The organism is Arthrobacter sp. 05N425 (assembly GCF_056397125.1).
This window is the reverse complement of record NZ_JBFTMU010000004.1, coordinates 73,920-96,328: the sequence shown is the minus strand read 5'-3', so window position 1 is coordinate 96,328 and position 22,409 is coordinate 73,920. Positions and strand designations below refer to the sequence as shown.

Here is a 22,409-nt window from a genome sequence, read left to right as displayed (position 1 = left end):
CGCCCGCAGGCACGCCCCGTACCGGCGGGCGGCCCGCCAACTTTCTTTTCCAAGACTTTCCCCGCCACCGTCTGAAAGGACATTCGCCCCATGACTGAGACCTCCAACGCCGCCGGCGCACCGGCAGACGTGCTCGCCGGCGCCTCCGCCATCCTGTTCGACCTCGACGGCGTCCTGACCCCCACCGCGGTGGTGCACGAGCGTGCCTGGCAGGAACTCTTCGACGGCTTCCTCAAGAGCGTGCCGGAGGCCCCGGGCTACCGCGAGAGCGACTACTTCGACCACATCGACGGCAAGCCCCGCTTCGACGGCGTCCGCGACTTCCTGGCTTCGCGGAACATCGTGCTGCCGGAAGGCCCCGCCGACGACGATCCGGCGCACGACACCGTGCACGGCCTCGGCAACCGCAAGAACAAGGTGTTCAACGACATCGTGGCCGCCGGCGGCGTGCAGCCCTTCGAGGGCTCCGTCCGCTTCATCGACGCCGCGCTCAAGCGCGGACTCAAGCTCGCCGTCGTCTCCTCCTCCCGCAATGCCGTCCCGGTGCTGAAGGCCGCCGGGCTCTCGGACTATTTCCCGGTGGTGGTGGACGGCGTCGTCGCGGTGTCGGAGGGACTGCCGGGCAAGCCAAGCCCGGCCACCTACCAGTACGCCGCACGGCTGCTGGGACTTCCCAGTGAAGAGTGCGTCGTCGTCGAAGACGCCGTCTCCGGTGTCCAGGCTGGAAGCGCGGGGAGCTTCCACTCGGTCATCGGCGTGGACCGCGGAGCGGGCCGGAAGACCCTGCTCGACGCCGGCGCCACGATCGTGGTCAACGATCTGGCCGAACTGCTCTAGCCGGCCGCCGCCACCACCCACCCGCACAACCGTCACCGCCAAAGGACCCCAACCATGGCTCTCATCACCTCGGACCGCGCCAGGTTCCCCAATGACCCCTGGCAGCTCGTGGAAACCGTCCACCTGCCGGGCAATGCCGGAACGCTGGAGACGCTCTTCAGTCTCGGCAACGGCCACCTCGGCATCCGGGGCGCCCACTGGGCGGCCGCCGACGCCGAGCTTCCGGGCAGCTTCATCAACGGCTTCCACGAGATCTGGGACATCAAGCACGCGGAAAATGCCTATGGCTTCGCCCGCACCGGCCAGCGCATCCTCTACGTTCCGGATGCCAACAACTTCGTCGTGGTCATCGACGGCGAGATGCTCACGCTTGAGGAATCCACGGTGCTGGACTACCGGCGCAGCGTGGACTTCGCCACCGGCATCTACGAATGCCGGATTACCTGGCAGTGCCGTTCCGGCGCCACCGTGACCACCACGGAACGCCGCGCGGTGGGGTACCAGGCGCGCGGCGCCCTCGGCATCTCGCTGGAAGTCGCGGCGGACCGGGACATCTCCGCGGACGTGACCTCCGCCGTGGTGAACCGGCAGGACCAGCCGGTAGAGGACCACTCGGCGCATGACCCGCGCCGCGCCGGCCGGCACGCCGGCCGCGTGCTGCTCCCGGTAAGGCTCGACGGCGGCGACGGCTCGCTCCGGCTCTCCTGGGAGGCCGCCGAGTCCAAGCAGCGGCTCGGTATGGCCGTGGACCACTGGACCTCCGCCGGAGTCCAGCCGTTCGACACCCAGGTGGACCAGGACGACAGCAGCGTCCGCTACGTCCTGGCCGTCAGCGCGGATACACCGTTCGTGCTGGAGAAGAGCGTCTCCTACGCCGTGGGACGCGCCGCAGCCGCGGATGAAGACCTCGCCGACACCGCCGAGCGGGCCCTGTTGCCCGTCGCCGAGATCTTTGCCCAGAGCGTGGCGCATTACCGCGACTACTGGACCACCAGCGACATCGTGGTGGGCGGCCAGGCCGAGCTGCAGCAGGCCATCCGCTGGAACCTTTTCCAGCTGGCCCAGGCCACGGCCTGTGCAGACGTGGCCGGCATTCCGGCCAAGGGCGTGTCCGGCTCCGGCTACGACGGGCACTACTTCTGGGACCAGGAGGTGTACCTGCTGCCCTACCTGACCTACACCAGCCCCGCCAACGCCCGCCAGGTCCTCGAGTTCCGCCACGACCTGCTCCCTGAGGCCAGGGTCCGCGCCAAGGAGCTCAGCGTGGACGGCGCCCTGTTCCCGTGGCGCACCATCAACGGCCTGGAAGCCAGCGCCTACTACGCCGCCGGCACCGCGCAGTTCCACATCGCCGCCGCGGTCGCCTTCGCCACGAACCGCTACATCTGGGCCAGCGGTGACGCCGGGTTCCAGGAGACCCTCGGCTCCGATCTGCTCATCGAGACCGCCCGGATGTGGGCCTCACTGGGCTTCTTCGGCAAGGACGGGCTGTTCCACATCCATGGCGTGACCGGCCCGGACGAGTACACCGCCGTCGTCAATGACAACCTCTACACCAACGTCATGGCCCGCTTTAACCTGCGCGCCGCCGCGGCGCTGGACCACCCGGGCATCGACGACGCCGAGCGTGAGGTCTGGGAGCAGGCCGCGAACCGGATGCAGCTGCCCTACGACGAGGACCTTCAGGTCTACTCGCAGGACAACGACTTTATGACCCTGGAGCCGTGGGACTGGGACACGCCGCGGTCCAAATACCCGCTGCTGCTGAATTTCCACCCGCTGGTGATCTACCGGCACCAGGTGCTCAAGCAGGCGGACACGGTGCTGGCGATGTTCCTGCAGTGGCAGGACTTCACCGCGGAGGAAAAGCGCCGCGCCTTCGACTTCTATGACCCCATCACCACCGGCGACTCCACCCTGTCCGCCTGTGTGCAGGGCATCATGGCCGCCGAAGTCGGTTACGGCAAGGCCGCGCTGGACCACTTCATCCACGCGCTGTACATCGACCTGGACGATACCCACGGCAACACGATCGACGGCGTGCACATCGCCTCCACCGGCGGGGTCTGGAGCTCGCTGGTCAGCGGCTTCGCCGGCCTCCGGGACCAGGGCCAGGTGCCGTACTTCGATCCCCGGCTGCCGGCCGAATGGGACTCCCTGTCCTTCCACCTGAAACTCCGCGGCGGCCTTCTGCATGTCGAGTTGGACCACGCGGCGCTCCGGCTGACCGTCCGGGAGGGCGCGCCGCTGGACGTCGACGTGCGCGGAGAACGGTTCACCGTGGGCAGTGAACCGGTGGCCGTGCCGCTACACGCCGTGGTGAGCCCGGAGCCAACCGTGTTCCCAGGGCCGGCGACGGCGTCGATCCCGGTGGTGCGCGCCGTCAACTAACGGGTAGCGGCCGCAGCGCCCGTCCGGCGTGCAGTCATTACGGGGGGGGGAGTGCCTGCGCGACCGCGTCAACGCTTCGCTCCGACCGCCCGGACGGCTAGAGTCGGATCCACCGAGGGAGAGGAATGCCAGTGCCTGTTGCTTTGTATGCTGAATTTACGGTCAAGGCCGGGTCCGAGGACCGGGTCGCGGAGATGATGGCTGAGTTGACTGCCAGGGTTCGCGGGGAGAGCGGGAACATTGTCTTCGATCCGCACACGCGGCGTGAAAATCCGAATGCCTACTTTGTCTATGAGATCTACCGCGACGAAGAGGCATTCCGGGCGCACATCGCCGCGGACCACAGCAAGGCCTTCAACGCCGAACTTGGCGCCCTGATCGAGGAAGACGGCTCGGAGCTCAGCTGGCTCACCCCGGTGGCGGCAACCGAACCCTAGGCGCTCCCGGCCCCAGGCGCTACGACCCTTGGGGCCCTTCGGCGCGGCGGTGGTCCGCGGCGGCGATGACCGCATGCAGGTCGGGGACGCCGCGGCCTGCCAGGGTGGGCCAGATGGTCAGTCCGTCGGCGGCCGGCAACGGCGCGAGGTGCGGGACACCGACCGTCGGCAGTCCGGCTGCCCGGGCCGCGCGGGTTCCGGGCAGCGAGTCCTCGATGGCGACGACCCTCCGGTGGGAGAGCCGCGGCCGGGTGCGTTCGAGGTGGCGGAACGCGGTCTGGTAGGCCTCGGGATGCGGCTTGCCCTGGGTGACCATGTCCCCGGTCACCGCGAGTTCGAAGCTGTTGGCCGGAAAGTGGTTCAGGATGTCGCCAACGATGTGGCGATGGGACATGGTCACGAGCACGCATGGCACGCCGTGCGCCCGGAGGCCGGCCAGCAGCTCCGCGGCACCCGGACGCCAATGAACGCTTTCGCTGATGCGGTCCCGGACGCCTTCCATGACCCGCCGGGCGATCTCTTCGAAGGACAGGCGGACTCCCGCGCGTTGCAGGACCTTGATCGAGTCCGCCTGGGACCGGCCCATGATCGACAGGGCCTGGGACTCTGTCCAGGTTCCACCGAAGCTCTCGACCAGTTCCGTTTGTACCGCGGTCCAGTGGCGCTCGGTGTCCACCAGCGTGCCGTCGAGATCCCAGAAGACCGCCTCGAGTTCAATCCCCTGGCTGCGGATGGGTTCCACGCGGCTCCTTGCCTCTGTGACCGGTCCGGGTTGGCGGCATCGGGCCGTTCCGGTGGTGAACTATGCTGGGCGAATGGCCCTAACGGATGATGCGATCGCCAGAATCAAGGACATGATTCTCACCGGCGAGTTGTCGCCCGGAGACAAACTCCCTCCGGAAAATGACCTGAGTGAAAAGCTGGGGCTCTCCCGCAGTTCCCTGCGGGAAGCCGTGAAGGCCCTCGAAACCATCAGGGTACTGGATGTCAGACGCGGTGACGGGACCTATGTCACGAGCCTCGAGCCGGCCTTGCTGAAGGAATCCGTGGCGTTCATGGTGGATCTCAGCCGTGATTCCTCGGTCCTGGAACTACTCGAGGTACGGCGGATCCTGGAAGCCTCGGCGGCCTCGCTCGCGGCGCAGGCGATCTCGCCGGAGCAGCTCGCGCTGCTGCACAAGGAGATCGACGACGTCGACGTCGAGTCGGCGGAAAACCTCGTCGAACACGACCTGAACTTCCATGCGCTGATCGCCGAGGCCTCGGGCAACTCCTATCTGGCGAGCCTGCTGTCCGGGCTCAACAGCCGCACCGTGCGCGCCCGGGTGTGGCGGGCCCTCACGGAGCAGGACGCCGTCGCCCGGACTCTCGCAGAACACCGGGCGATCGCGGACGCGCTGGCGAACCACGATGCCGACCTGGCCCGGGCGCTGACGATCGTCCACGTCAGCGGCGTTGAACACTGGCTCAGGCGCTCCCTGCCGGCCAAACCGGAACGGCCCGGGTCCTAGCCGCCCACCTCCATCCGCGCGGATTCGGCTTCGAAAACCTCCACCGCGGCGGCCGTCAGCGGGTCCGCGAAGAACTTATGCCACGTGGCCGGTCCGAAGGTGAAATGGGAGACCCCCAGCCGTGCCAGCGCCGAGATCTGGGCCGTCTCCCGCAGGCTTGCCACCAGGAGTTTCAGCGGCGAGGCCCCGGCGGTGATGCACTGCTGGATGGCGGCGATCTCTCCGGCCCCGTCCCGGCCGGCGTCGTTCATCCGGCCCAGGTACGGGGCCAGGAACTCCGCGCCGGCAGCCATGGCGGGCAGCGCCTGCTCCCGCGCATAGACGGCCGTGACCAGCACCCGCACACCCCGGTCCGCCAGCGCCCTGGCCGCCGCGACGCCCTCTGCGGTGGCGGGAACCTTCACCACGAGGTTGTCGCCCAGCGAGTGGATCCAGTCGCCGCGGTCCTCCAGCTCGGCCCGGGTGGAACCCCAGGACTGGACGAATACCGTGCCGGCGCCGGCCGCGGAGGCCCAGTCGACCAGCTCAGGAATCTGTCGGTTGAGCACACCCGCGCCGGCGAGGATGCTGGGGTTCGTGGTCAGTCCCGCGAACAGGCCGCTGCGCAAGAGCGGTTCGGCCTCGGCCCGCGTGGCCGTGTCCAAGTAGAAGTGCATGGCCCCGCCTAGTCCTTGCCCGGGCCGTAGGCAACGCCGGCGTGCAGGATCACGTTTGCGTACGGAGTGAACTCGCCCGAACGTACGGCCGCGCGGGCTCCGGACGTCTGCGCCTTGAACTCGGTGTGCGGCACGAACTCCGGCACGACGCCCGCCGTTTCGAGGCGTTCCAGGATCTGCGCCAGCATCGCCGGACTCGCCTCGCGGAGCTCTTCGGCCAGAGTCGCACCCTCGATCACCAACTCTGCCAGCACGGCATCGAGGACCTTGAGGAACGGCGGTTCGGAGGGGAAGTAGGCCAGATCCACGCGCTCGACCCCGGCCGGGATGGGCAGGCCCGCGTCGGTGACCACCAGGGTGTCCGTGTGGCCGGTCTCGGAAACAATGCGCGACAGCTGCCCGTTCAGGATTCCTTGGTTCTTTCTCATGCGGGTACTCCTAGTAGCTCGGGACGTTGTCGGAAAGGAACAGCTCGACGTCTGCCGCGGAGGGAAGGCTGGGTGACGCCCCCTTCTTGGTCACGGCCAGTGCCCCGGCAGCCATGGCGCGCCGGATCGCGTCGTCAATGGGCAGGCCGGCAGCAAGCGAGGCGCCAAGGTAGCCGGAGAACGCGTCCCCGGCGGCCGTGGTGTCCACCGCCGTGACAGGGAAGGACTCGAAGACGGCCTGCCGGTCGGCAGTGACCAGGACCGCGCCGGCGGAGGCGAGAGTGATGATGGCGCCGCCGGTTCCCTGGGCCAGAAACCACTCTCCGGCGCGGATGGCGCTGGCCTGGTCCGTGACCGGAATCCCGGTGATCAGGCTCGCCTCCGTCTCGTTCGGGGTCACATAGTCCACGCTTGCCCAGGTCTGCTGGTCCAGCGCGGCGGCCGGCGCCGGGTCCAGAATGACCGTCAGCCCGGCCGCCCGGGCTGCCCGGACCGCGTGCGCGGCCGCTTCCCGGGGGATCTCGAGCTGGGTCAGCAGTACCGATGCCCTGGCCGCCAGCCGCGTGATCGCGGCGGTGATCTGTTCCGGCCCCAGATGGTCATTGGCGAGCGGCACCATCACAATGTCGTTTTCGCCGGAGTCGTCCACCCTGATGTGGGCGATTCCGGTGGGAGCTTCGACCACACGCAGCTCGCTGGTGTCGACGCCGTGGTCCTCCAGCCCTCCCGTGACCAACGGCCGGAAGAGGTCGTTGCCCACGCACCCCACCATGAAGGAGGGTGCGCCGGCGAGGCCGCTCGCGACGGCCTGGTTGGCTCCCTTGCCTCCCAGCAGCAGGGTGAACTCCTCGCCGAGGATGGTTTCCCCTCTTTTTGGCAGTCTTTTGGAAAAAGTCGTGACGTCCGCAGTGATGCTGCCGACGATGATGACGCCTTGTCGGCCGTTTCCGCTCTGGTTTGTCATATGTCAGTCCTTATAGATCAGATGTTTAGTGCTTTGCGATGGAGGCGACCGACTCCAGCTGGCCCCGGATAAAGTCGTTGGCGTGGGCGCCCAGGTCCGCCGAATCGTCCCACAGGTTGCGCCAGACGCCCAGGGTGTTGCTCAGGTGTTCGTCCACCACGGCGGAGGAGAAGGATTCGAAGACCACGGGGCCGTCGTAGCCGGTGAGGGCGAGGCCGCGGAAGAAGGCGCCGAAGTCCACGTTGCCGGAGCCGAGGTAGCCGCGGTGGCTCTCGCCGATGTGCACGTAGCCCAGCTTGTTGCCCGCCGCCAGCACGGGGCTCAGCAGGTCCGGCTCCTCGATGTTCATGTGGTACGTGTCCAGATGCAGGTAGACGTTGGGGTGGCCGATCTCCTCGATGAACCCCAGGGCATGCCTGCCGGTGTTGAGCAAGTTGCTTTCGTAGCGATTCACCACTTCCAGGCCGAGGCGGATGCCGAGAACTGCTGCGCGCTCCGCGAGCCGCCGCAAGGCATCGGCGCTGTTGCGCCGGCCTGCTTCAGTAGCGGGCCTGGAATACTTCTGCATGGCGCTGTAGATCACGCCGCACAGGTAGTCCGCCTCAAGATCGTGCACGATTTCCAGGCACTTGTTCAGGGTCTCTTCGCCCCTTGCGACCACGGCCGGATCCTCGCTGCTGAGGTCGGTCTGCGCGGTCAGACCTAGCGAGGCGGTGGCGGCCAGCCCTTGTTCCTTGAGGGAGCGGGAGGCCTGCTTCGGGTCGAAGGACCATGGGTCCATAAGCGGGATTTCCAGTAAGTCGAAGCCGGCTTCGGCCGTCATTCGTGCTGACTCCGCGAAAGAAATCGGGTCCAGCGAGCCGTTCCAGACTAGGCTGTGGCAGCCAATCATCATATGTTTCTCCCATAACGATTTCTAAACATCCGACCAAAGGGTGTGTTTTAGGTCATATTTGACCTTACTCTAGTTATGGACCAAGGATAGATACATCGAGATACAAGTTGAGGCCGGCAGTGTTGCCGGCCGTCGTCCGAAATCCACCGAGTACCGGCCGCAAGGCACCAGCGTTATCTCCGAAGAAGTAGGTGAGACAGTGGGTGAACCACTACTGAAGGTCGAAGGGATCAGCAAAAGCTTTCCCGGCGTCCAGGCTCTGAGTGATGTCCACTTCGACGTCCATAAAGGCGAGGTTATCGCCCTCGTCGGCGAGAACGGCGCAGGAAAGTCCAGCCTGATGAAGATCCTCTCCGGCATCTACCAAAAGGATGCCGGGACCATCTACCTCGAAGGCGTCCCGGTCCAGATCGACGGCCCGCGCCATGCCCAGGAACTCGGCATCATCATCGTCCATCAGGAAATGAACCTGATGTCCCACCTCACGGTGGCCCAGAACATTTACATCGGCCGCGAGCCGAGGCGTCTCGGCGGCCTTCTGTTGGACGAGAAGAAGCTGAACCGGCAGACCGCCGAACTGCTAAGCCGGCTTGGGATCAAGGAATTCGCCCCGACCGACCTGGTCGAGAACCTCACCGTCGCGAAGCAGCAGATGGTCGAGATCGCCAAGGCGCTGTCCTTCGACGCGAAGGTCGTCATTATGGACGAGCCGACGTCGGCCCTCACCACCTCGGAGACCGAGACCCTGTTCCGCCTGATCGGGGACCTCCGCGACCGCGGCGTAGGCGTGATCTACATTTCCCACCGGATGGAGGAGCTGAGGCGGATTACCGACCGCATCACCATCCTGCGCGACGGGAAATACATCGCGACCATGGATACCGCCACGGCCAGCCAGCACGAAGTGATCAAGCTGATGGTCGGCCGGGAGATCGACGAGAACGCCCGACCGGAGAACGTCCGCCGGGACAACGTGGACGACGTTGTCCTGCGGGTGGAAAACCTCAGCACCCGGAAACTGCTCAAGGACGTCAGCTTCGAGCTGCGGCGCGGCGAGATCCTGGGATTCTCCGGACTGATGGGTGCGGGCCGGACGGAACTGGCCCGGGCCATCATCGGCGCGGACCGGATGACCGAGGGGCGGATCTTCGTCAACGGCAAGGAAGTCAAGATCGGCCAGCCCGCCGACGCCGTCAAGCACGGGATCGGCTACCTGTCCGAGGACCGCAAGAGCCTGGGCCTGCTGCTGGACCGTGACGTGAACACCAACATCCTGCTGTCCTCGCTGGGCAACTACACGAATCCCGTTGGGTTCATGAAGTCGGGCTCGGGCAAGGGCACCTCCCAGAAGTACATCGACTCGCTCCGGATCAAGACGCCGTCGATGTTTGCGACCACGAAGAACCTCTCGGGTGGCAACCAGCAGAAGGTCGTCATCGCCAAATGGCTGGCCCGCGACTGCGACATCCTCATCTTCGATGAGCCGACGCGCGGCATTGACATCGGTGCGAAGGAAGAAATCTACCGCTTGCTCAACGACCTGGTGGCGCGGGGCAAGTCGATCATCATGATCTCCTCGGAACTGCCGGAGGTCCTCCGGCTGTCCCACCGGATCATGGTCATGGCCGGAGGCCGCATCACCGGGGAAATCGACAGCGACGGTGCTGATCAAGCAACAATCATGGACTACGCCACACGTGTGGAGCAGCAGGGAGCGGAAAAATGAGCGAAGTAAAGTCTGAACCGCGCACGGAGGCGCCCGCGGGCGCGGTCAAGCGCGAATCACCCAGGGGATCCTTCCTGCGCCAGCGGCTGCAGCAGTCGCTGGCCTTCGGAACCCTGATCGTCCTGCTTGCCTTCTTCTCCCTGGCCAGCGGCAACTTCTTCACCTGGACGAACATCTCCGGAATCCTGCTGTCCACCGCGGTGATCGGCATCCTGGCGTTCGGCACCACACTCGTGATCATCACCTCCGGAATCGACCTCTCGATCGGAACGGGCATGACGCTGTGCTCGGTGGTCACGGGCCTTTTGCTGGTGAACCTGCAGCTCCCGCTGTACATTGGCGTGCTGGGCGGCATCGCAACGGGCGCCTTGATGGGCCTGATCAACGGCCTGAACGTTTCCATCCTGAAGCTTCCGCCGTTCATCGCCACCCTGGCCATGATGCTGATCGCCCAGGGCCTTGCCCTGGTCCTCTCCGGCGTACGGCCGATCTACTTCAGCAAGGTGCAGGGTTTCAAGGACATCGCCCTGGGCCAGCTCATCCCGGGCCTGCCCAACGCCGTCCTGATCCTGGTCCTGACCGGCATCGCGGCGTACCTGGTGCTCGGCAAGACCCTGCTGGGCCGCTACATCTTCGCGATCGGCAGCAACGAGGAAGCCACCAAAATTTCCGGCGTCAACACCGGCAAGTGGAAGATCCTCGTCTACACGGTCGCGGGCATCTTCACCGGCGTGGCCGGCGTCGTCATCGCCGCCCGCCTCGACTCCGCGCAGCCGCAGCTGGGATCCGGCTACGAACTGCAGGCCATCGCCGCGGTCATCATTGGCGGAACCTCCCTCCTCGGCGGCCGGGGCTCGGTCCTCGGCACCCTTATCGGCGCCCTCATCATGAGCGTGCTGATCAACGGCCTGCGCATCATGTCGGTGCAGACCGAGTGGCAGACCGTCGTGGTGGGCATCGTGATCCTCGTCGCCGTGTTCACCGACTCGCTGCGCCGCCGCCGGGAGGCCTAGGCGGGGCCCGCCGCAGCCCACCAGGCCGGCGACCGGGCCACGGAAAAATTAGTTCCAAAAATAACTTGTATCTACCTGTACTTAACGTTCGAAACCAACAACAATGGTCAAGGGCCCGCAATGTTGCCGGCCCGCTCACTGGATGGAGATTTACATGAAACTCGGCAAAAAGACCCTCGCGGCGGGCGTCCTCGCCGCAGCTCTTTCCTTGACCGCCTGCGGCGGCTCCGGCAGCGCGACCCCCAGCGGCGGGGGCGATGGCGGTACCCCGTACGTGGCCATGATTTCCAAGGGCTTCCAGCACCAGTTCTGGCAGGCTGTGAAGAAGGGTGCCGAGGATAAGGCCAAGGAACTCAACGTCAAGATCACCTTCGAGGGCCCGGCTGCCGAAACCGAAGTCGATTCGCAGCTGCAGATGCTCCAGGCGGCCATCGACAAGAAGCCGACGGCGATCGCCTACGCCGCCCTGGACCCGGAAGCCTGTGTCCCGGCGATTGAGCAGGCCAAGGCAGCCAACATCCCCGTGGTCCAGTTCGACGCCGGCTGCAAGAGCGACTACCCGGTGAACCTGGCCAAGACCAACAGCATGGATGCCGGCGCCATGGCGGCCGACCACATGGCTGAACTGATCGGCAAGAGCGGCGAGATCGCCGTCGTCGGCCACAGCCAGATCAACAGCACCGGTGTGGAACGCCGCGACGGCTTCCTGAACGAGATGAAGGCCAAGTACCCGGACATCAAGGTTGTCGACGTCCAGTACGGCGACGGTGACCACCTGAAGTCCGCGGACATCGCCAAGGCGATGATCCAGGCCCACCCGAACCTCAAGGGCCTCTACGGCACCAACGAGGGCTCGGCCGTCGGCATCGTCAACGCCGTCACCGAACTCGGCCTCAAGCCGGGCAAGCTCACCGTCATCGGCTTCGACTCCGGCAAAGCCCAGCTCGACGCGATCCGCAGCGGTCTGATGGCCGGCGCCATCACGCAGGATCCGATCGGCATGGGTGCCGCCACGGTGCAGGCCGCGATTGACGCCTCCAAGGGCAAGTCCATGGCGAAGGTCACTGACACCCCGTTCTACTGGTACGACAAGAACAACATGGACGACGCCAAGATCGCAGCTGTCCTCTACCAGTAAGCTGCTCCACCACTAAGCAGCGGCCGCTGCACCTGGCAGCACACACAAGAGAGGCCCCGGATTTCTCCGGGGCCTCTCTCTGTGTGTGCTGCGGCCGGTCGGCGGACCGGCGTTGCCTAGTCGGGCTCGGGGCCGGTGCGCCACTGCAGCACCCGGGCGGCATTGCCCACCAGGATCCGGTCCACCGCGGCAGCGCCGACGCGGTCCGCGAGCCGCGGAACGAAGCGCTCGGAGAGGTAGGCCAGGCCGGGCATCCCGCCATAGGAGACGTACCGGGTGCGCCGGGCGACGTCGCCGCCGAGCAGCAGGCGGCCTCCACCGCCGCCGGCGATGACCTGCTCGGCGAGGGTGATGATCTCCGCGTCCGTGCGGCCCTTGGGCCGGGCCATGCCGTCGTAGCCCAGGTAGGCGCCGCGGGAGGCCAGCTCGAGGTGCAGCCCGGCGTCGGGGTTGCGGTCGGCGTGGGCCAGGACCACGCGGGACTCCGGGACGCCGGCGGCGGCCAGGAGGTCGAGCAGTTCGTGGGCTGCTGTGCAGAACTCCAGGTGGACCATGACCGGGGCGCCGGTGACGGCGTGGGCCACCGCCACGGCCGCCAGCACGCGGCGTTCGAAGGCCGTGATGGACCAGTAGCCGATCCCGGCCTTCAACAACCCAGCGCGCACCGGCGCCGGGCCGGAGACGGCAGCGCCGGCCTCCGGGCCGGAGACGGCCGCCGATGGCGCTGCGGATTCGTCGGGTGACCCGCAGCCTGCCGTGAGCTCAACGGTGAACCGCCGGGCAAGTTTCTCTTCCCGCTCCCCGCGCAACCAGTGCCCTTCGGGGTAGTGCGCCTCCCGGTGGGCACCCGTGGTGGCGACGATGTGCAGCCCCGCGGCGGCGGCGATGCGTGCCGCCGCCGCGGGATTGCGCCCCAGGCCGAGCGGGGTCGCCTCCACCATCGCCGTCATGCCGGCGCCGCGCAGCAGGGCTGCTTCCCGGCCGGACAGCGCCTCGTCGTCCAGCTCGTCCCCGGGCAACAGAGGAGAGGACTGGAACAGGTGCTCGTGGTAGTTCGTCGGTCCGAGCGACGCCGGTTCGATGTCGCCGAGGACGGTGCGGACAAAGGTCATCTTGCGCTGGCCGCGGCTTCGGCCAGCTGGTCCAGCAGCTGGTCGGTGAGTTCGACGTCGAACACCTCGGCGATGACCTGGCTCCAGCCGTGGATGAAATAGCGCCAGCCGTCTACGACGGTCAGCTGGCGCCGTTCCGCCTGTTCCCGGGCCTGGGCCAGGAACTCGAGGGAGCCGCGGTAGTTGAACTCCCACACGATCGCGTCGCGGGGAAAATCGACGCCGTCCGGGAGGGGCGATCCCGGCCGGTCCTTGCCGAGGCCGCTGGCATTGACCACGAGGCTGCCCGCCGGGGCTTCGGCCATCACCCGCGCGGTGTCCCCGGGGCCCTCGACCAGCCGGTACTCGAAGAGGGCAGCGGGGAGCTGGCCCCGGGCGTGGACGTCGGCCAGGTGCTGGAGCCGGACCGGGCTGGTGTCGGTGCAGACAATCTTCTCGGGCGCGTCCGTGTGGCCGGCCAGGTACCAGCTCAGGGCGGTTCCGGCGCCGCCGGCGCCCAGGCAGATAACGTGCGCGCCGGTTTCCTTGAAGTGGCCCGGCGGCAGGAATTCCTCGAGCGCCAGGCCCGCGGTGATGGGGTCCTTGGCGTGGCCGATGAGACGGCCGTCCCGCTTGGAGATGCTGGAGATTTCGCCGCAGAGCCGGCCGAACTCGTCAACCTCGTCGAAAAGGTCGTGGGCGGCCTGGTAAAGGTCCATCTTGTGGGTTGTGACCAGGGCGCCGCGGTGGTCCTTGTCGTCGCGAATCCGGGTGACGAGCTCCCGGTACTGTTCCCGGCTGGCCCCCAGGGGGAGGTCGTGGCCGGTGAGCCGGTCGGTGGGCAGCTGGAGGATCCGGGCCCACTGCGGAAAGATCTTCATGATCGAGGACCCCGAGGTGGTCACACCGACAAATCCCATGTAGCCGTTCATGCAAGCGTCCTTTCCAAGGCGGCGCTGAAGTTGAGGGCCTTCTCGCGGACCAGGTCGTAGCGTCCGGCAGCGAGGTCTGCGGTGGAGCAGAGGTCGCCGCCGGCCCCGACGGCGACGGCTCCGGCGTCGAACCAGTCACCGATGTTGCCGGGGGTGACCCCTCCGGTGGGCATCAGGGGAACGTCCGGCAACGGGCCGCGGAGCGCCCGGAAGTAGGAGGGGCCGCCAAGGGAGGCGGGGAAGATCTTGACGACGTCGGCACCCAGGCCGACTGCGGTAAGAACCTCGGTGGGCGTCAGGGCACCGGCCATGACGAGGGATCCGGTGGCCTTCATTGCCGTCACGGTCCCGGCGACGGTGCCGGGGCTGACGAGGAACTCCGCGCCGGCGTCGACGGCGTCCTCGGCCTGGGCCCGGGTGAGGACGGTGCCGGCGCCCAGGTAGATCTTGTCGCCGTATTCGGCGCGCAGGGCGCGGATGACGGCGGGGGCATCCGGGGTGGAATAGGTGATTTCCAGTCCGGTCACACCCCCTTCCAACAGGGCGGCGGCGCCGCGGATGGCGCTCTCGGTGCTGGGAGCCCGCACGACGGCGAGGATCCCGGTCTGCCTGAGTTTGAGGAGGTCGGCCATTAGTTCACTTTCGTAGGAGTCGGGCTGACGGGGTTGGGCGGCGTCCGCCCTTCCAGGACGGCCAGCAGGTTGTCCACGGCGATGGACCCCATGCCGTCGACGGCCTGGACGGTCTGCGCCCCGAAGTGCGGAGTGATGACCACCCGGGCCGCGAGCTGCGGATCGAGCACGGGGGAGTCCTGCCCGCTCGTGTCTCCGCGCAGGGTGTCCGCGGCGAAGGCGGCGAGCACTCCGGTGCGCAGGGCCTCGGCGACCGCCTCCTCATCCACGAGTTCCGGTCGGGCGGTGTTGACCACGACGAGCGGTTTCGCAGCGGCGGCCAGCCAGGCCGCGTCGATGAGCTGCTGGCCACCCGGGGCGTGCAGGGAGATCACGTCGCAGGTGGCCGCCATTTCCGCCAGGTCCAGGGGCTCGGCGCCGAGGCTCCTGATCAGCTCGGGTCCCATGAACGGGTCCGAGGCGTACACGGGGGAACCGAATCCGGAGAGCAAGCGGGCCACGATTTGCCCGATCCGGCCGAAGCCCACCAGGCCCACGGTCAGCGAGCCCAGCTCGCGGCCCCGGGTGACCGACCAGTCCCGGTTCCGCACCCGGCGGTCGCCCTCCGGAACGGTGCGCAGGACGGACAGCATGAGAGCCAGGGCATGCTCGGCGACAGCATTGGAATTGGCGCCGGGGGTGTTCGTGACCACCACGCCCCGCTCGGCTGCGGCCCGGACGTCCACGGCTTCGAACCCCACCCCGTAGCGGGCCAGGACTTTCAGCCGCGGCGCCGCGTCCAGGTGGGCCGCGGTGACCTCGCCGGTTCCGGCGATCCACCCGTCCGCCACCGCCAGATCGGCGCCGATGGCGTCCAGCGAGTGGTCCGAGGGGCCACGCCGAACGGTGTGGCCGCGGCTTTCCAGGCGGGAGACCAGGTCTTGTTCGCCGGAGGAGAAGGAGCGGGAGGTGACGAGGATGACCGGCATCAGTGTTTCCCCCGGCGGGTGGGGAACCACGGTTCCAGCTGGCCGTAGGCGTCGAGGAATATCTCGTGGGCGGCCGTGTAGCGCTCGTGCGCTTCGCGGTCGGGCTGGAACTCGGCCGTCACCCGGGACAGGTCCCGGGCGACGCTGAAGTCGTCCACGAGTCCGAGTCCCACGCTGGCGGTCACGGCGGCGCCGAGGCTGTTGGCCTCTTCGACGATGCTCCGGCGCCGGACGGTCACGCCCCAGACGTCGGCCATGATCTGCAGCCAGGTGTCGCTGGCCGCACCGCCGCCAATGGCGTCGATCCGGCTGATGGCCGCCCCGGCGTCGTTGAAGGCGTTGACGCACGTTCCCAGGTTGAAGGCCACACCCTCGAGGACGGAGCGGATCATGTTCGCACGGCCGTGGTGCATCTCGAGGCCGACGAACGCGCCGGCGGCCTGGGGGTTCCAATAGGGAGAGCGCTCGCCGAGCAGGTGCGGCAGGAAGTACAGTCCCGATTCGCTCGCAGTTGCCCCGGCCGCTTCGGCAATGAGCCGATCAAAGCGGTCCTTCTCGCCGCGGTCGGAAAACAGTCCGACGGCCCACTGGAGGGACGCGCCGCCGGCCTGCATGGTCGCGGTCGGGACGTACTTCCCGTCGATGACATGGTCGAACGTCATGGTCCGGCGGAGCGGGTCGATCAGCGGCGCGGCCGTGACGATCTGCACCCACGAGGAGGAGCCAAGGTAGACGTACGCCTGGTCGTCCTCGGAGACGACGCCGGCGCCTACGGCCGCGACCGGGCCGTCACCGCCGCCCATCACCACCGACGTCGAGGTTCCCAGGCCCGTGGCCGCCGCAGCGGCGGAGGTGAGGGGACCGACGACGTCGGTGGACTTGAGGATTTCGGGAAACAGTGCCGGATCGATCCGGGCGGCGGTCAGCATCCGCTCGGACCAGGTTCCGGTGGTCTGGTCGTAGACGTTCGTGGCGGAGGCGTCGGAGTGATCCGTCGCGAGCCGCCCGGTGAGACGGTGCACCACGTAGTCCTTGGCAAGGCAGACGTGGCGGACCCGGCTGAAGACCTCGGGCTCGTTGTCCCGGACCCACATGACCTTGCTCAGCGAATAGGTGGGGTTGATCCGGTGGCCGAGCATGGCGTAGGCCTCCTGCTCGTCGAAGGCCCCGGCCAGTTCGTCGGACTGGGCGACGCTCCGGTGGTCGGCCCAGATCAGGGCGGGCCGGACCGGCGCGTAGTTGCCGTCGAGGAGCACGGCCCCCATCATCTGCCCGCCGACCACCAGGCCCTGCACCGATGACGGATCGACGCCGGTCTCGGCCAGCAGTTTTTGCGTGGCCTGGACCACCGCGTTCCACCAGACGTCGGGGTCCTGCTCGGCGCGGCCGCCGGCAGCGAAGTGCGGCTCGTAGCCAATGGTGACGGCCCGCAGGAGGGTTCCGTCAGGCTCGTGCAGGGATGCCTTGTTGCCCGTCGTGCCGAGATCGTGAGCGATGATCATGGGACCGGTCCTTCCGTCTTAGGCCTGTGCTGCGAAGAAGGGTGCGAACTCGTGGCCGGAGTCCGCGGAGTAGACGCGCTGGCCCATGCCGTGTTCAAGGACCCAGCCGTAGTCGTGGCCCGCGCAGCCCGGGTAGACCGCGAGGAACTTGTAGGGCTCGGAGCCCACGTTGATACTGCGGTGCGCCCAGCCGGGCGGAATGTAGCCGATCACGCCGGGGGCCATGTCAACCCAGGAAGTGTTCTCGCCGTCGAACATCAGCAGCCCGCCCTGCCCGGAGATGCCCAGGTAGATTTCGCCCTGGTGGTTCGGGTGCTGGTGTCCCTTGGTCATCCAGAACTCCCCGGCGGTGGTGCCGGGCTGGATTGTGGTGATGGACTGCGGGAGTTCCCGGTCCGCTTCCGGGACCGGCGTGGAAACCACCGAGTAGACCACGGGGTTGCCGTTGGCGACGGCCTCGTTCCAGGCGTCCTTGTCCGCGAACAGGCCTTCAAGGTCCGACATGCGGCGTTCCAGCGTCGGGCCTTGCGGCGACAGAGTGCCGGCCTGCGCGTCGAAGCGGATGGTCATGGGCGGAACGGGGGGAGTGATGAATTCGCTCACGGGCAGAAGTCTCCTGAGGATCAGCAAATGGTCCGTTGCCGAAGCGGCAACCTGTAATTACAGGTTACATGCCCAGTGGGTCCTTGGGAATCGTCAGGAGGCGCGGGCCTGCCCGGCCCGGACGTTCAGCCGGTGGTGACCCGGTGGAAGCCAGCCGTGCCGGAGCCCGCCGAGGCGGCGTCAATGACCACCTCAAAACGGCTCTGGTCTCCGCGGTGGTGGGCCACGAAGAATTCCAGCGGCCGGTCCGCCGCGTCGTAGACGATGCTCCGCAGCTGCATCAGCGGGGCGCCCTTCACGATGCCCAGCGCCTCGGCCTGCGTCTTGTTTGCCACCGTGGCCTCGACCGAGCGAATGCCGTGGTGCGCCCGGATGCCCTTGCTGGCCAGCAAGGCGTACAGCGACTGGTTGCGGAGGTCGGCCCCGAGCACGATCTCGGCCATGTCGCCGGGAAGGTAGGTCGTGGTGAGGGACCAGGGGGAATCCTCAACGTAGCGGAGCCGCTCAAGGGCGACGACGGGTTCGCCCGCTGGGATCCGGAGCGCTTCGGCCACCGTGTCGTCGGCCGGGACCAGCTCCTGGCGGCGGACATCGCTGTAGACGCTGCCGCCTCGGGATTCCACGTCCGCGTAAAGGCCGCGCAGGGTATGGACCAGGCTTTCGGAGACCTTGCGGGGGGCCACGAAGGTGCCCTTGCCCTTGACCCGTTCGATCACGCCGTCGTGTTCGAGCTGCCCGAGCGCCTGCCGGACCACGGTGCGGGAAACCCCGTACAGTTCGCACATCCCGTGCTCGCCAGGGAGACGGTATCCCGGTGCCAGCTTGCGGGTTGAGATTTCCAGGATCAGCTGGTCGCACAGCTGTTTGTACATCGGCAGCGATGCGTCCTTGACCATCTTGGCCGGGGAGGCGTCGCTCGGCACCGCGGTGTGCGCGGGGGCCGCGGCTGGGGGGTTTGTCATGGGAAGCGCCATTCTGTGCATCCGGCGTCGGCACGCCTGAAGAACATCTTAGACCGGGCGCCACAGGCCCCGGACGGGAAAGATCAGGCTACCGTGCCGCGGCGATATACCCGCCGCGCCGTGGCGGCGAGGACGTTGTCCTGTTCGGCGGGGCTGAGCGTTTCGATCAGTTCCTTCAGCACCTGCCAGGTCTGCTGATAGCCGCCGGAGAGGACCGACACGGGCCAGTCGCCGCCGTACATGAGCCGTTCCGCACCGAACAGCTCGAGGGACTCATGGAACACCGGCGCCAAGGCGGAAGCGTTATATTCTGCACCGGGAATATGAAGTCCGGAGAGCTTCGCCACCGTGTTGGGGCGGCCCGCACACGCGGTCAGTTCGCGGCGCCATCGCGCCATCGCGTCCGGGTCGGTGAGCGGCGGTTTGCCCAGGTGGTCCACGACGACGGTGAGCTCCGGCAGTGCCCCGGCCAGGTCGGCCGCGGCCCCCAAATGGCGCGGGAATGCGTCGGGGACGTCGAAGGGCAGGCCGGCCGCGGCGAGCAGGGAGAGCGATTCGCGGACCGGGGCGAGGGCGAGGAAGCCGTCCCGCGGGTCGTCGTGGACCAGGTGCCGGACCCCGCAGAACTTGTCCGATTCCAGCCACTGGTCCAGCTGGGCCCCTGCGTGGGCGGGCGAGTCCAGCTGGATCCAGCCGACCACCCCGCGGATCCACGGCTCGGCATCCGCCGTTTCCAGCAGGAACCCGGTGTCCTCCAGCGTGTCGTCCGCCTGGACGAGGATCGCCTCCGCCACGCCGGCCGCATCGAGCTCAGTCCGGGCCTGCGCGGCGGTGAAGGTCCGCTTCAGCTCCGGCACCGAATCCAGCCAGCCATACCGGCTGCGGCCCAGGCACCACAGGTGCAGGTGCGAGTCCACCGTGGGCAGCCCGCTCACCGGGGAACCAGCCCCTCCGCTTCGAGCGCGTCCCAAAGGTCCCGGGGGAGCGCCCGGTCCATGCCGGCGATGTTGGCACTGATCTGCTCCGCGCCCCGCGCCCCGATGACCACATTGCACACGGCCGGGTGCCGCAGTGGGTACTGGATGGCGGCGTCGGGCAGGTCCACCCCGAACGAGGCGCAGACGGCGGCAAGCCGCCGTGCCCGGGCCAGCAGCTCTTGCGGCGCCGGTCCGTAGTTGTAATGGGCATCCGCCGGGACTTCAGCCGTGGCCAGGATGCCCGAGTTGAACACTCCGGCGGCGACGACGCCGACGCCGCGTTCGACGCATCGGGGCAGCAGCCCGGTCAGGGCGGGCTGCTCGAGCAAGGTGAAGCGGCCGGCGAGCATGACCAGGTCCAGTTCCGCGCGATCGACGAGCGTGTGCAGGGCCTCCGCGGAGTTGGATCCCACCCCGATGGCCCGGACGAGGCCCTCGGCCTTCAACCGCTGCAGGGCCGGCAGGGCCTCACTGAGAGCGGCGTCCATGTCGTAGGCATCAGGGTCGTGCAGGTAGAGGATGTCCACCCGGGAGATGCCCATGCGGTCCAGGGAGTCCTCCAGGCTTTGCCGGATGCCGCGCTCGGTGAAGTCCCACCGCCGGGTGCTCCGGGCCGGGACGGCGAAGCCCTCGGTGTCCGGTTCGCCGGGCCGGAAGGCCGGATTGGGCTCCAGCAGGCGGCCGGCTTTGGTGGAGATGACGTAGTCCTCCCTGGGGCAGGTGCGGAGGAAGTCGCCGAGCCGCCGTTCCGAGAGCCCGAGTCCATAGTGCGGCGCCGTATCGAAATAGCGGATCCCGCCAAGCCAGGCGGCCTCCAGGGTGCGGCGGGCGTCGTCGTCATCCATGCTCGAATACAGGTTCCCGAGAGCGGCGGCGCCGTAGCCCAGCCGGCCGAGGGGCAGTTGCGTCATTGCCGTGCAAGCTCCCACACCATCGGGATGCCGCGGTCCTCGCCCGAATAGTCGTCCTCGACCTCGAGGAGCTCGGCCATTTCCGCCTGCCAGGGGACGTTCGCAGGGTGCTCGGCCAGGAACTTGCGCATGGTGGCGTAGTCCTCGACCTCCACGACGTGGAAAAGTTCGCGTCCGCTGCGCCAGATCCGCCAGCTGTGGACGCCGATCCCGCGCATGGCGTCCGCGAGCTCGGCGGGAATCCGCGCATGGATCCGGTCGTAGTCGGCCTCGCGGCCGGGCTTGAGCCGGGTGTGCAGGGCGATGCGTTCCGGGGTTGTGCTCATCGGATTAGCCTGCCACAGCTTCAGCCGGAGCGGACCACGCCGGACCGGCCGGGAAGGAGAACTCAGCGAGCGAGTGCGCTCTCATTTCGCTGCCGCCGCCCGGGGCGGCCGGGGGCCAGTAGCGCCCGCCATGGACGTCGACCGGGACGACGAAGTGCTCATGGAGGTGGTCGACGAATTCGATCATCCTGCCCTCGAGCTGCCCGGAAACTGCCACGTAGTCGAACATCGAGAGGTGCTGAACGGCTTCGCAGAGGCCTACGCCGCCGGCGTGCGGGCAGACCCGGACCCCGAACTTGGCCGCGAGGAGCAGGATGGCGATGTTTTCGTTCACGCCGGCAACTCGCGCCGCGTCGAGCTGCAGCACCTCGAGGGATCCGGCCTGCAGCATCTGCTTGAACACCACCCGGTTCTGGACATGCTCCCCGGTCGCCACCGGAATCGGGGCGATGGCGCGGGCGATCGCGGCATGGGCCAGGATGTCGTCCGGGCTCGTCGGTTCCTCCACCCAGGCGAGGTCGGGGTCGCCGAGGCCGCGGATCCATTCGATGGCCTCCGTGGTGTCCCAGCGCTGGTTCGCGTCCACGGCGATCTTGATGGCCGGTCCGCAGGCGTCCCGGGCGACGCGCAGACGCCGGACGTCATCCGCCAGGTTGGCGCCAACCTTGAGCTTGACCAGCGGGAAGCCGTCCGCGACGGCCTCGCGGCACAGCCGCGAAAGCTTGGCATCGTCGTAGCCGAGCCAGCCCGGGGTGGTGGTGTACGCCGGATAGCCGGCGCGGAGCAGCTCGGACTCTCGACCCGGACGGCCGGCTTCTGCGCCCCGCAGGATAGCGAGGGCCTCTTCCGGGGTGAGGGCGTCGCTGAGGTAGCGGAAGTCCACCAGGTCAACCAGCTCTTCGGGCGACAGCCGGGACAGCAGCTGCCACAGCGGCAACCCGGCGCGTTTTGCTTTCAAGTCCCACAGGGCGTTGATGGCCGCCCCGATGGCCATGTGCATGATCCCCTTCTCCGGCCCCAGCCAGCGCAGCTGCGAGTCGTGCACCATGGAGCGCCAGGTACCGCCCATGTCATCGAGCAGCTCCTCGGCGTTCCGGTCCTGGAGATAGGGGACGAGGGCTGTCAGGGCGCTGGCCACCACTTCGGTGCCGCGCCCGATAGTGAAGACGAAGCCGTGGCCTTCAAGGTCGTCGCCGGCGTCGGTGCCGATCACCAGATAGGCCGCCGAGTAGTCCGGGTCGGGATTCATGGCATCCGAGCCGTCCAAGGACGACGACGTCGGAAAGCGGACGTCACTGACCGTGACGGCGGTGATGGTACTCACGTGGGAACTCCTCATGCTCCGGGCAGCCCCGGAATCTCGCGTCGCCCGGTCGGGCGGTGAATTCGACAGTAAACATCCGATGTATGGCTTGTCAACGACGGTGTGGTCTGTATTGTGGTGTGCGACACCTTTCCGCGCGGCCGGTCCGGCCGCCGGGTTAGCGGCGGGCAGAGTTGCCCGATTTG

23 protein-coding genes are annotated in these 22,409 nt (G+C 67.7%); 7 read left to right on the top strand and 16 right to left on the bottom strand.

What is annotated here, in order from left to right:
- Positions 1-90: 90 nt before the first annotated feature.
- The 3 genes from AC1DGE_RS08065 to AC1DGE_RS08055 all read left to right on the top strand — a co-directional run bounded on the left by AC1DGE_RS08065 (position 91) and on the right by AC1DGE_RS08055 (position 3,665).
- Positions 91-837, top strand: coding sequence for an HAD family hydrolase (locus AC1DGE_RS08065; RefSeq protein WP_441418077.1), 747 nt, complete (start codon positions 91-93; stop codon positions 835-837).
- Between the two features lie 54 nt (positions 838-891).
- The gene (locus tag AC1DGE_RS08060; protein WP_441418076.1) at positions 892-3,228 is read left to right on the top strand and encodes a glycoside hydrolase family 65 protein; all 2,337 of its coding nucleotides are present in this window, start codon (positions 892-894) and stop codon (positions 3,226-3,228) included.
- A gap of 131 nt (positions 3,229-3,359) precedes the next feature.
- Positions 3,360-3,665: a putative quinol monooxygenase gene (locus tag AC1DGE_RS08055; RefSeq protein ID WP_441418075.1), complete on the top strand. Its 306-nt coding sequence runs from the start codon at positions 3,360-3,362 to the stop codon at positions 3,663-3,665.
- Between the two features lie 19 nt (positions 3,666-3,684).
- On the opposite strand, the gene AC1DGE_RS08050 is transcribed toward AC1DGE_RS08055, so the two are convergent.
- A complete protein-coding gene (locus AC1DGE_RS08050) occupies positions 3,685-4,407 on the bottom strand; it encodes an HAD family hydrolase (protein ID WP_476917260.1) in 723 nt (240 codons plus the stop codon).
- A 73-nt stretch (positions 4,408-4,480) separates the two neighbouring features.
- Between AC1DGE_RS08050 and AC1DGE_RS08045 the strand changes: the two genes are divergently transcribed.
- Positions 4,481-5,176, top strand: coding sequence for a FadR/GntR family transcriptional regulator (locus tag AC1DGE_RS08045; RefSeq protein ID WP_441418073.1), 696 nt, complete (start codon positions 4,481-4,483; stop codon positions 5,174-5,176).
- Here the strand turns inward: AC1DGE_RS08045 and AC1DGE_RS08040 are convergent.
- Genes AC1DGE_RS08040 through AC1DGE_RS08025 form a run of 4 tightly spaced genes read right to left on the bottom strand, consistent with a single transcriptional unit; the run spans position 5,173 to position 8,047 of the window.
- A complete protein-coding gene (locus AC1DGE_RS08040) occupies positions 5,173-5,832 on the bottom strand; it encodes a transaldolase family protein (protein WP_476908897.1) in 660 nt (219 codons plus the stop codon). The genes AC1DGE_RS08045 and AC1DGE_RS08040 overlap by 4 nt on opposite strands.
- Positions 5,833-5,840: 8 nt before the next feature.
- Complete coding sequence (gene rbsD, locus AC1DGE_RS08035; RefSeq protein WP_441418071.1) at positions 5,841-6,260, bottom strand: D-ribose pyranase; 420 nt, start codon at positions 6,258-6,260, stop codon at positions 5,841-5,843.
- A gap of 10 nt (positions 6,261-6,270) precedes the next feature.
- Positions 6,271-7,224, bottom strand: a complete 954-nt coding sequence (locus tag AC1DGE_RS08030) for a ribokinase (RefSeq protein WP_441418070.1) — start codon at positions 7,222-7,224, stop codon at positions 6,271-6,273.
- A gap of 25 nt (positions 7,225-7,249) precedes the next feature.
- Entirely contained in the window at positions 7,250-8,047 is a 798-nt protein-coding gene (locus AC1DGE_RS08025) for a sugar phosphate isomerase/epimerase family protein (RefSeq protein ID WP_441418069.1), read from the bottom strand.
- A gap of 271 nt (positions 8,048-8,318) precedes the next feature.
- Between AC1DGE_RS08025 and AC1DGE_RS08020 the strand changes: the two genes are divergently transcribed.
- The 3 genes from AC1DGE_RS08020 (at position 8,319) to AC1DGE_RS08010 (ending at position 11,996) form a co-directional block, all read left to right on the top strand.
- Positions 8,319-9,845, top strand: a complete 1,527-nt coding sequence (locus AC1DGE_RS08020; protein WP_441418068.1) for a sugar ABC transporter ATP-binding protein — start codon at positions 8,319-8,321, stop codon at positions 9,843-9,845.
- A complete protein-coding gene (locus tag AC1DGE_RS08015) occupies positions 9,842-10,858 on the top strand; it encodes an ABC transporter permease (RefSeq protein WP_441418067.1) in 1,017 nt (338 codons plus the stop codon). Before AC1DGE_RS08020 ends, AC1DGE_RS08015 begins: the two co-directional genes overlap by 4 nt.
- A gap of 154 nt (positions 10,859-11,012) precedes the next feature.
- Positions 11,013-11,996 carry an ABC transporter substrate-binding protein gene (locus AC1DGE_RS08010; protein ID WP_441418066.1) on the top strand — a complete coding sequence of 328 codons (984 nt, stop codon included), beginning with the start codon at positions 11,013-11,015 and terminating at the stop codon, positions 11,994-11,996.
- A 116-nt stretch (positions 11,997-12,112) separates the two neighbouring features.
- Here the strand turns inward: AC1DGE_RS08010 and AC1DGE_RS08005 are convergent, their stop codons facing one another.
- The 11 genes from AC1DGE_RS08005 to AC1DGE_RS07955 all read right to left on the bottom strand — a co-directional run bounded on the left by AC1DGE_RS08005 (position 12,113) and on the right by AC1DGE_RS07955 (position 22,224).
- On the bottom strand, positions 12,113-13,108 hold the full coding sequence (locus AC1DGE_RS08005) for a phosphotriesterase family protein (RefSeq protein ID WP_441418065.1): 996 nt from the start codon (positions 13,106-13,108) through the stop codon (positions 12,113-12,115).
- The gene (locus tag AC1DGE_RS08000; protein WP_441418064.1) at positions 13,105-14,019 is read right to left on the bottom strand and encodes a shikimate dehydrogenase family protein; all 915 of its coding nucleotides are present in this window, start codon (positions 14,017-14,019) and stop codon (positions 13,105-13,107) included. Before AC1DGE_RS08000 ends, AC1DGE_RS08005 begins: the two co-directional genes overlap by 4 nt.
- A complete protein-coding gene (locus tag AC1DGE_RS07995) occupies positions 14,016-14,651 on the bottom strand; it encodes a bifunctional 4-hydroxy-2-oxoglutarate aldolase/2-dehydro-3-deoxy-phosphogluconate aldolase (RefSeq protein ID WP_441418063.1) in 636 nt (211 codons plus the stop codon). Before AC1DGE_RS07995 ends, AC1DGE_RS08000 begins: the two co-directional genes overlap by 4 nt.
- Positions 14,651-15,619 (bottom strand): NAD(P)-dependent oxidoreductase, encoded by a 969-nt coding sequence (locus tag AC1DGE_RS07990; RefSeq protein ID WP_441418062.1) that lies wholly within the window; start codon positions 15,617-15,619, stop codon positions 14,651-14,653. Before AC1DGE_RS07990 ends, AC1DGE_RS07995 begins: the two co-directional genes overlap by 1 nt.
- A complete protein-coding gene (gene xylB / locus AC1DGE_RS07985) occupies positions 15,619-17,121 on the bottom strand; it encodes a xylulokinase (RefSeq protein ID WP_476917259.1) in 1,503 nt (500 codons plus the stop codon). Before xylB ends, AC1DGE_RS07990 begins: the two co-directional genes overlap by 1 nt.
- A gap of 18 nt (positions 17,122-17,139) precedes the next feature.
- Complete coding sequence (locus AC1DGE_RS07980; protein ID WP_441418060.1) at positions 17,140-17,724, bottom strand: glucose-6-phosphate isomerase family protein; 585 nt, start codon at positions 17,722-17,724, stop codon at positions 17,140-17,142.
- Between the two features lie 125 nt (positions 17,725-17,849).
- On the bottom strand, positions 17,850-18,686 hold the full coding sequence (locus tag AC1DGE_RS07975) for a GntR family transcriptional regulator (RefSeq protein ID WP_441418059.1): 837 nt from the start codon (positions 18,684-18,686) through the stop codon (positions 17,850-17,852).
- Positions 18,687-18,769: 83 nt separating this feature from the next.
- A complete protein-coding gene (locus AC1DGE_RS07970; RefSeq protein ID WP_476917258.1) occupies positions 18,770-19,621 on the bottom strand; it encodes an amidohydrolase family protein in 852 nt (283 codons plus the stop codon).
- Positions 19,618-20,574: an aldo/keto reductase gene (locus tag AC1DGE_RS07965; RefSeq protein WP_476917257.1), complete on the bottom strand. Its 957-nt coding sequence runs from the start codon at positions 20,572-20,574 to the stop codon at positions 19,618-19,620. Before AC1DGE_RS07965 ends, AC1DGE_RS07970 begins: the two co-directional genes overlap by 4 nt.
- Positions 20,571-20,900 carry an L-rhamnose mutarotase gene (locus tag AC1DGE_RS07960; protein WP_441418056.1) on the bottom strand — a complete coding sequence of 110 codons (330 nt, stop codon included), beginning with the start codon at positions 20,898-20,900 and terminating at the stop codon, positions 20,571-20,573. Before AC1DGE_RS07960 ends, AC1DGE_RS07965 begins: the two co-directional genes overlap by 4 nt.
- A gap of 4 nt (positions 20,901-20,904) precedes the next feature.
- The gene (locus AC1DGE_RS07955) at positions 20,905-22,224 is read right to left on the bottom strand and encodes an enolase C-terminal domain-like protein (protein WP_476917256.1); all 1,320 of its coding nucleotides are present in this window, start codon (positions 22,222-22,224) and stop codon (positions 20,905-20,907) included.
- Positions 22,225-22,409 lie beyond the last annotated feature (185 nt).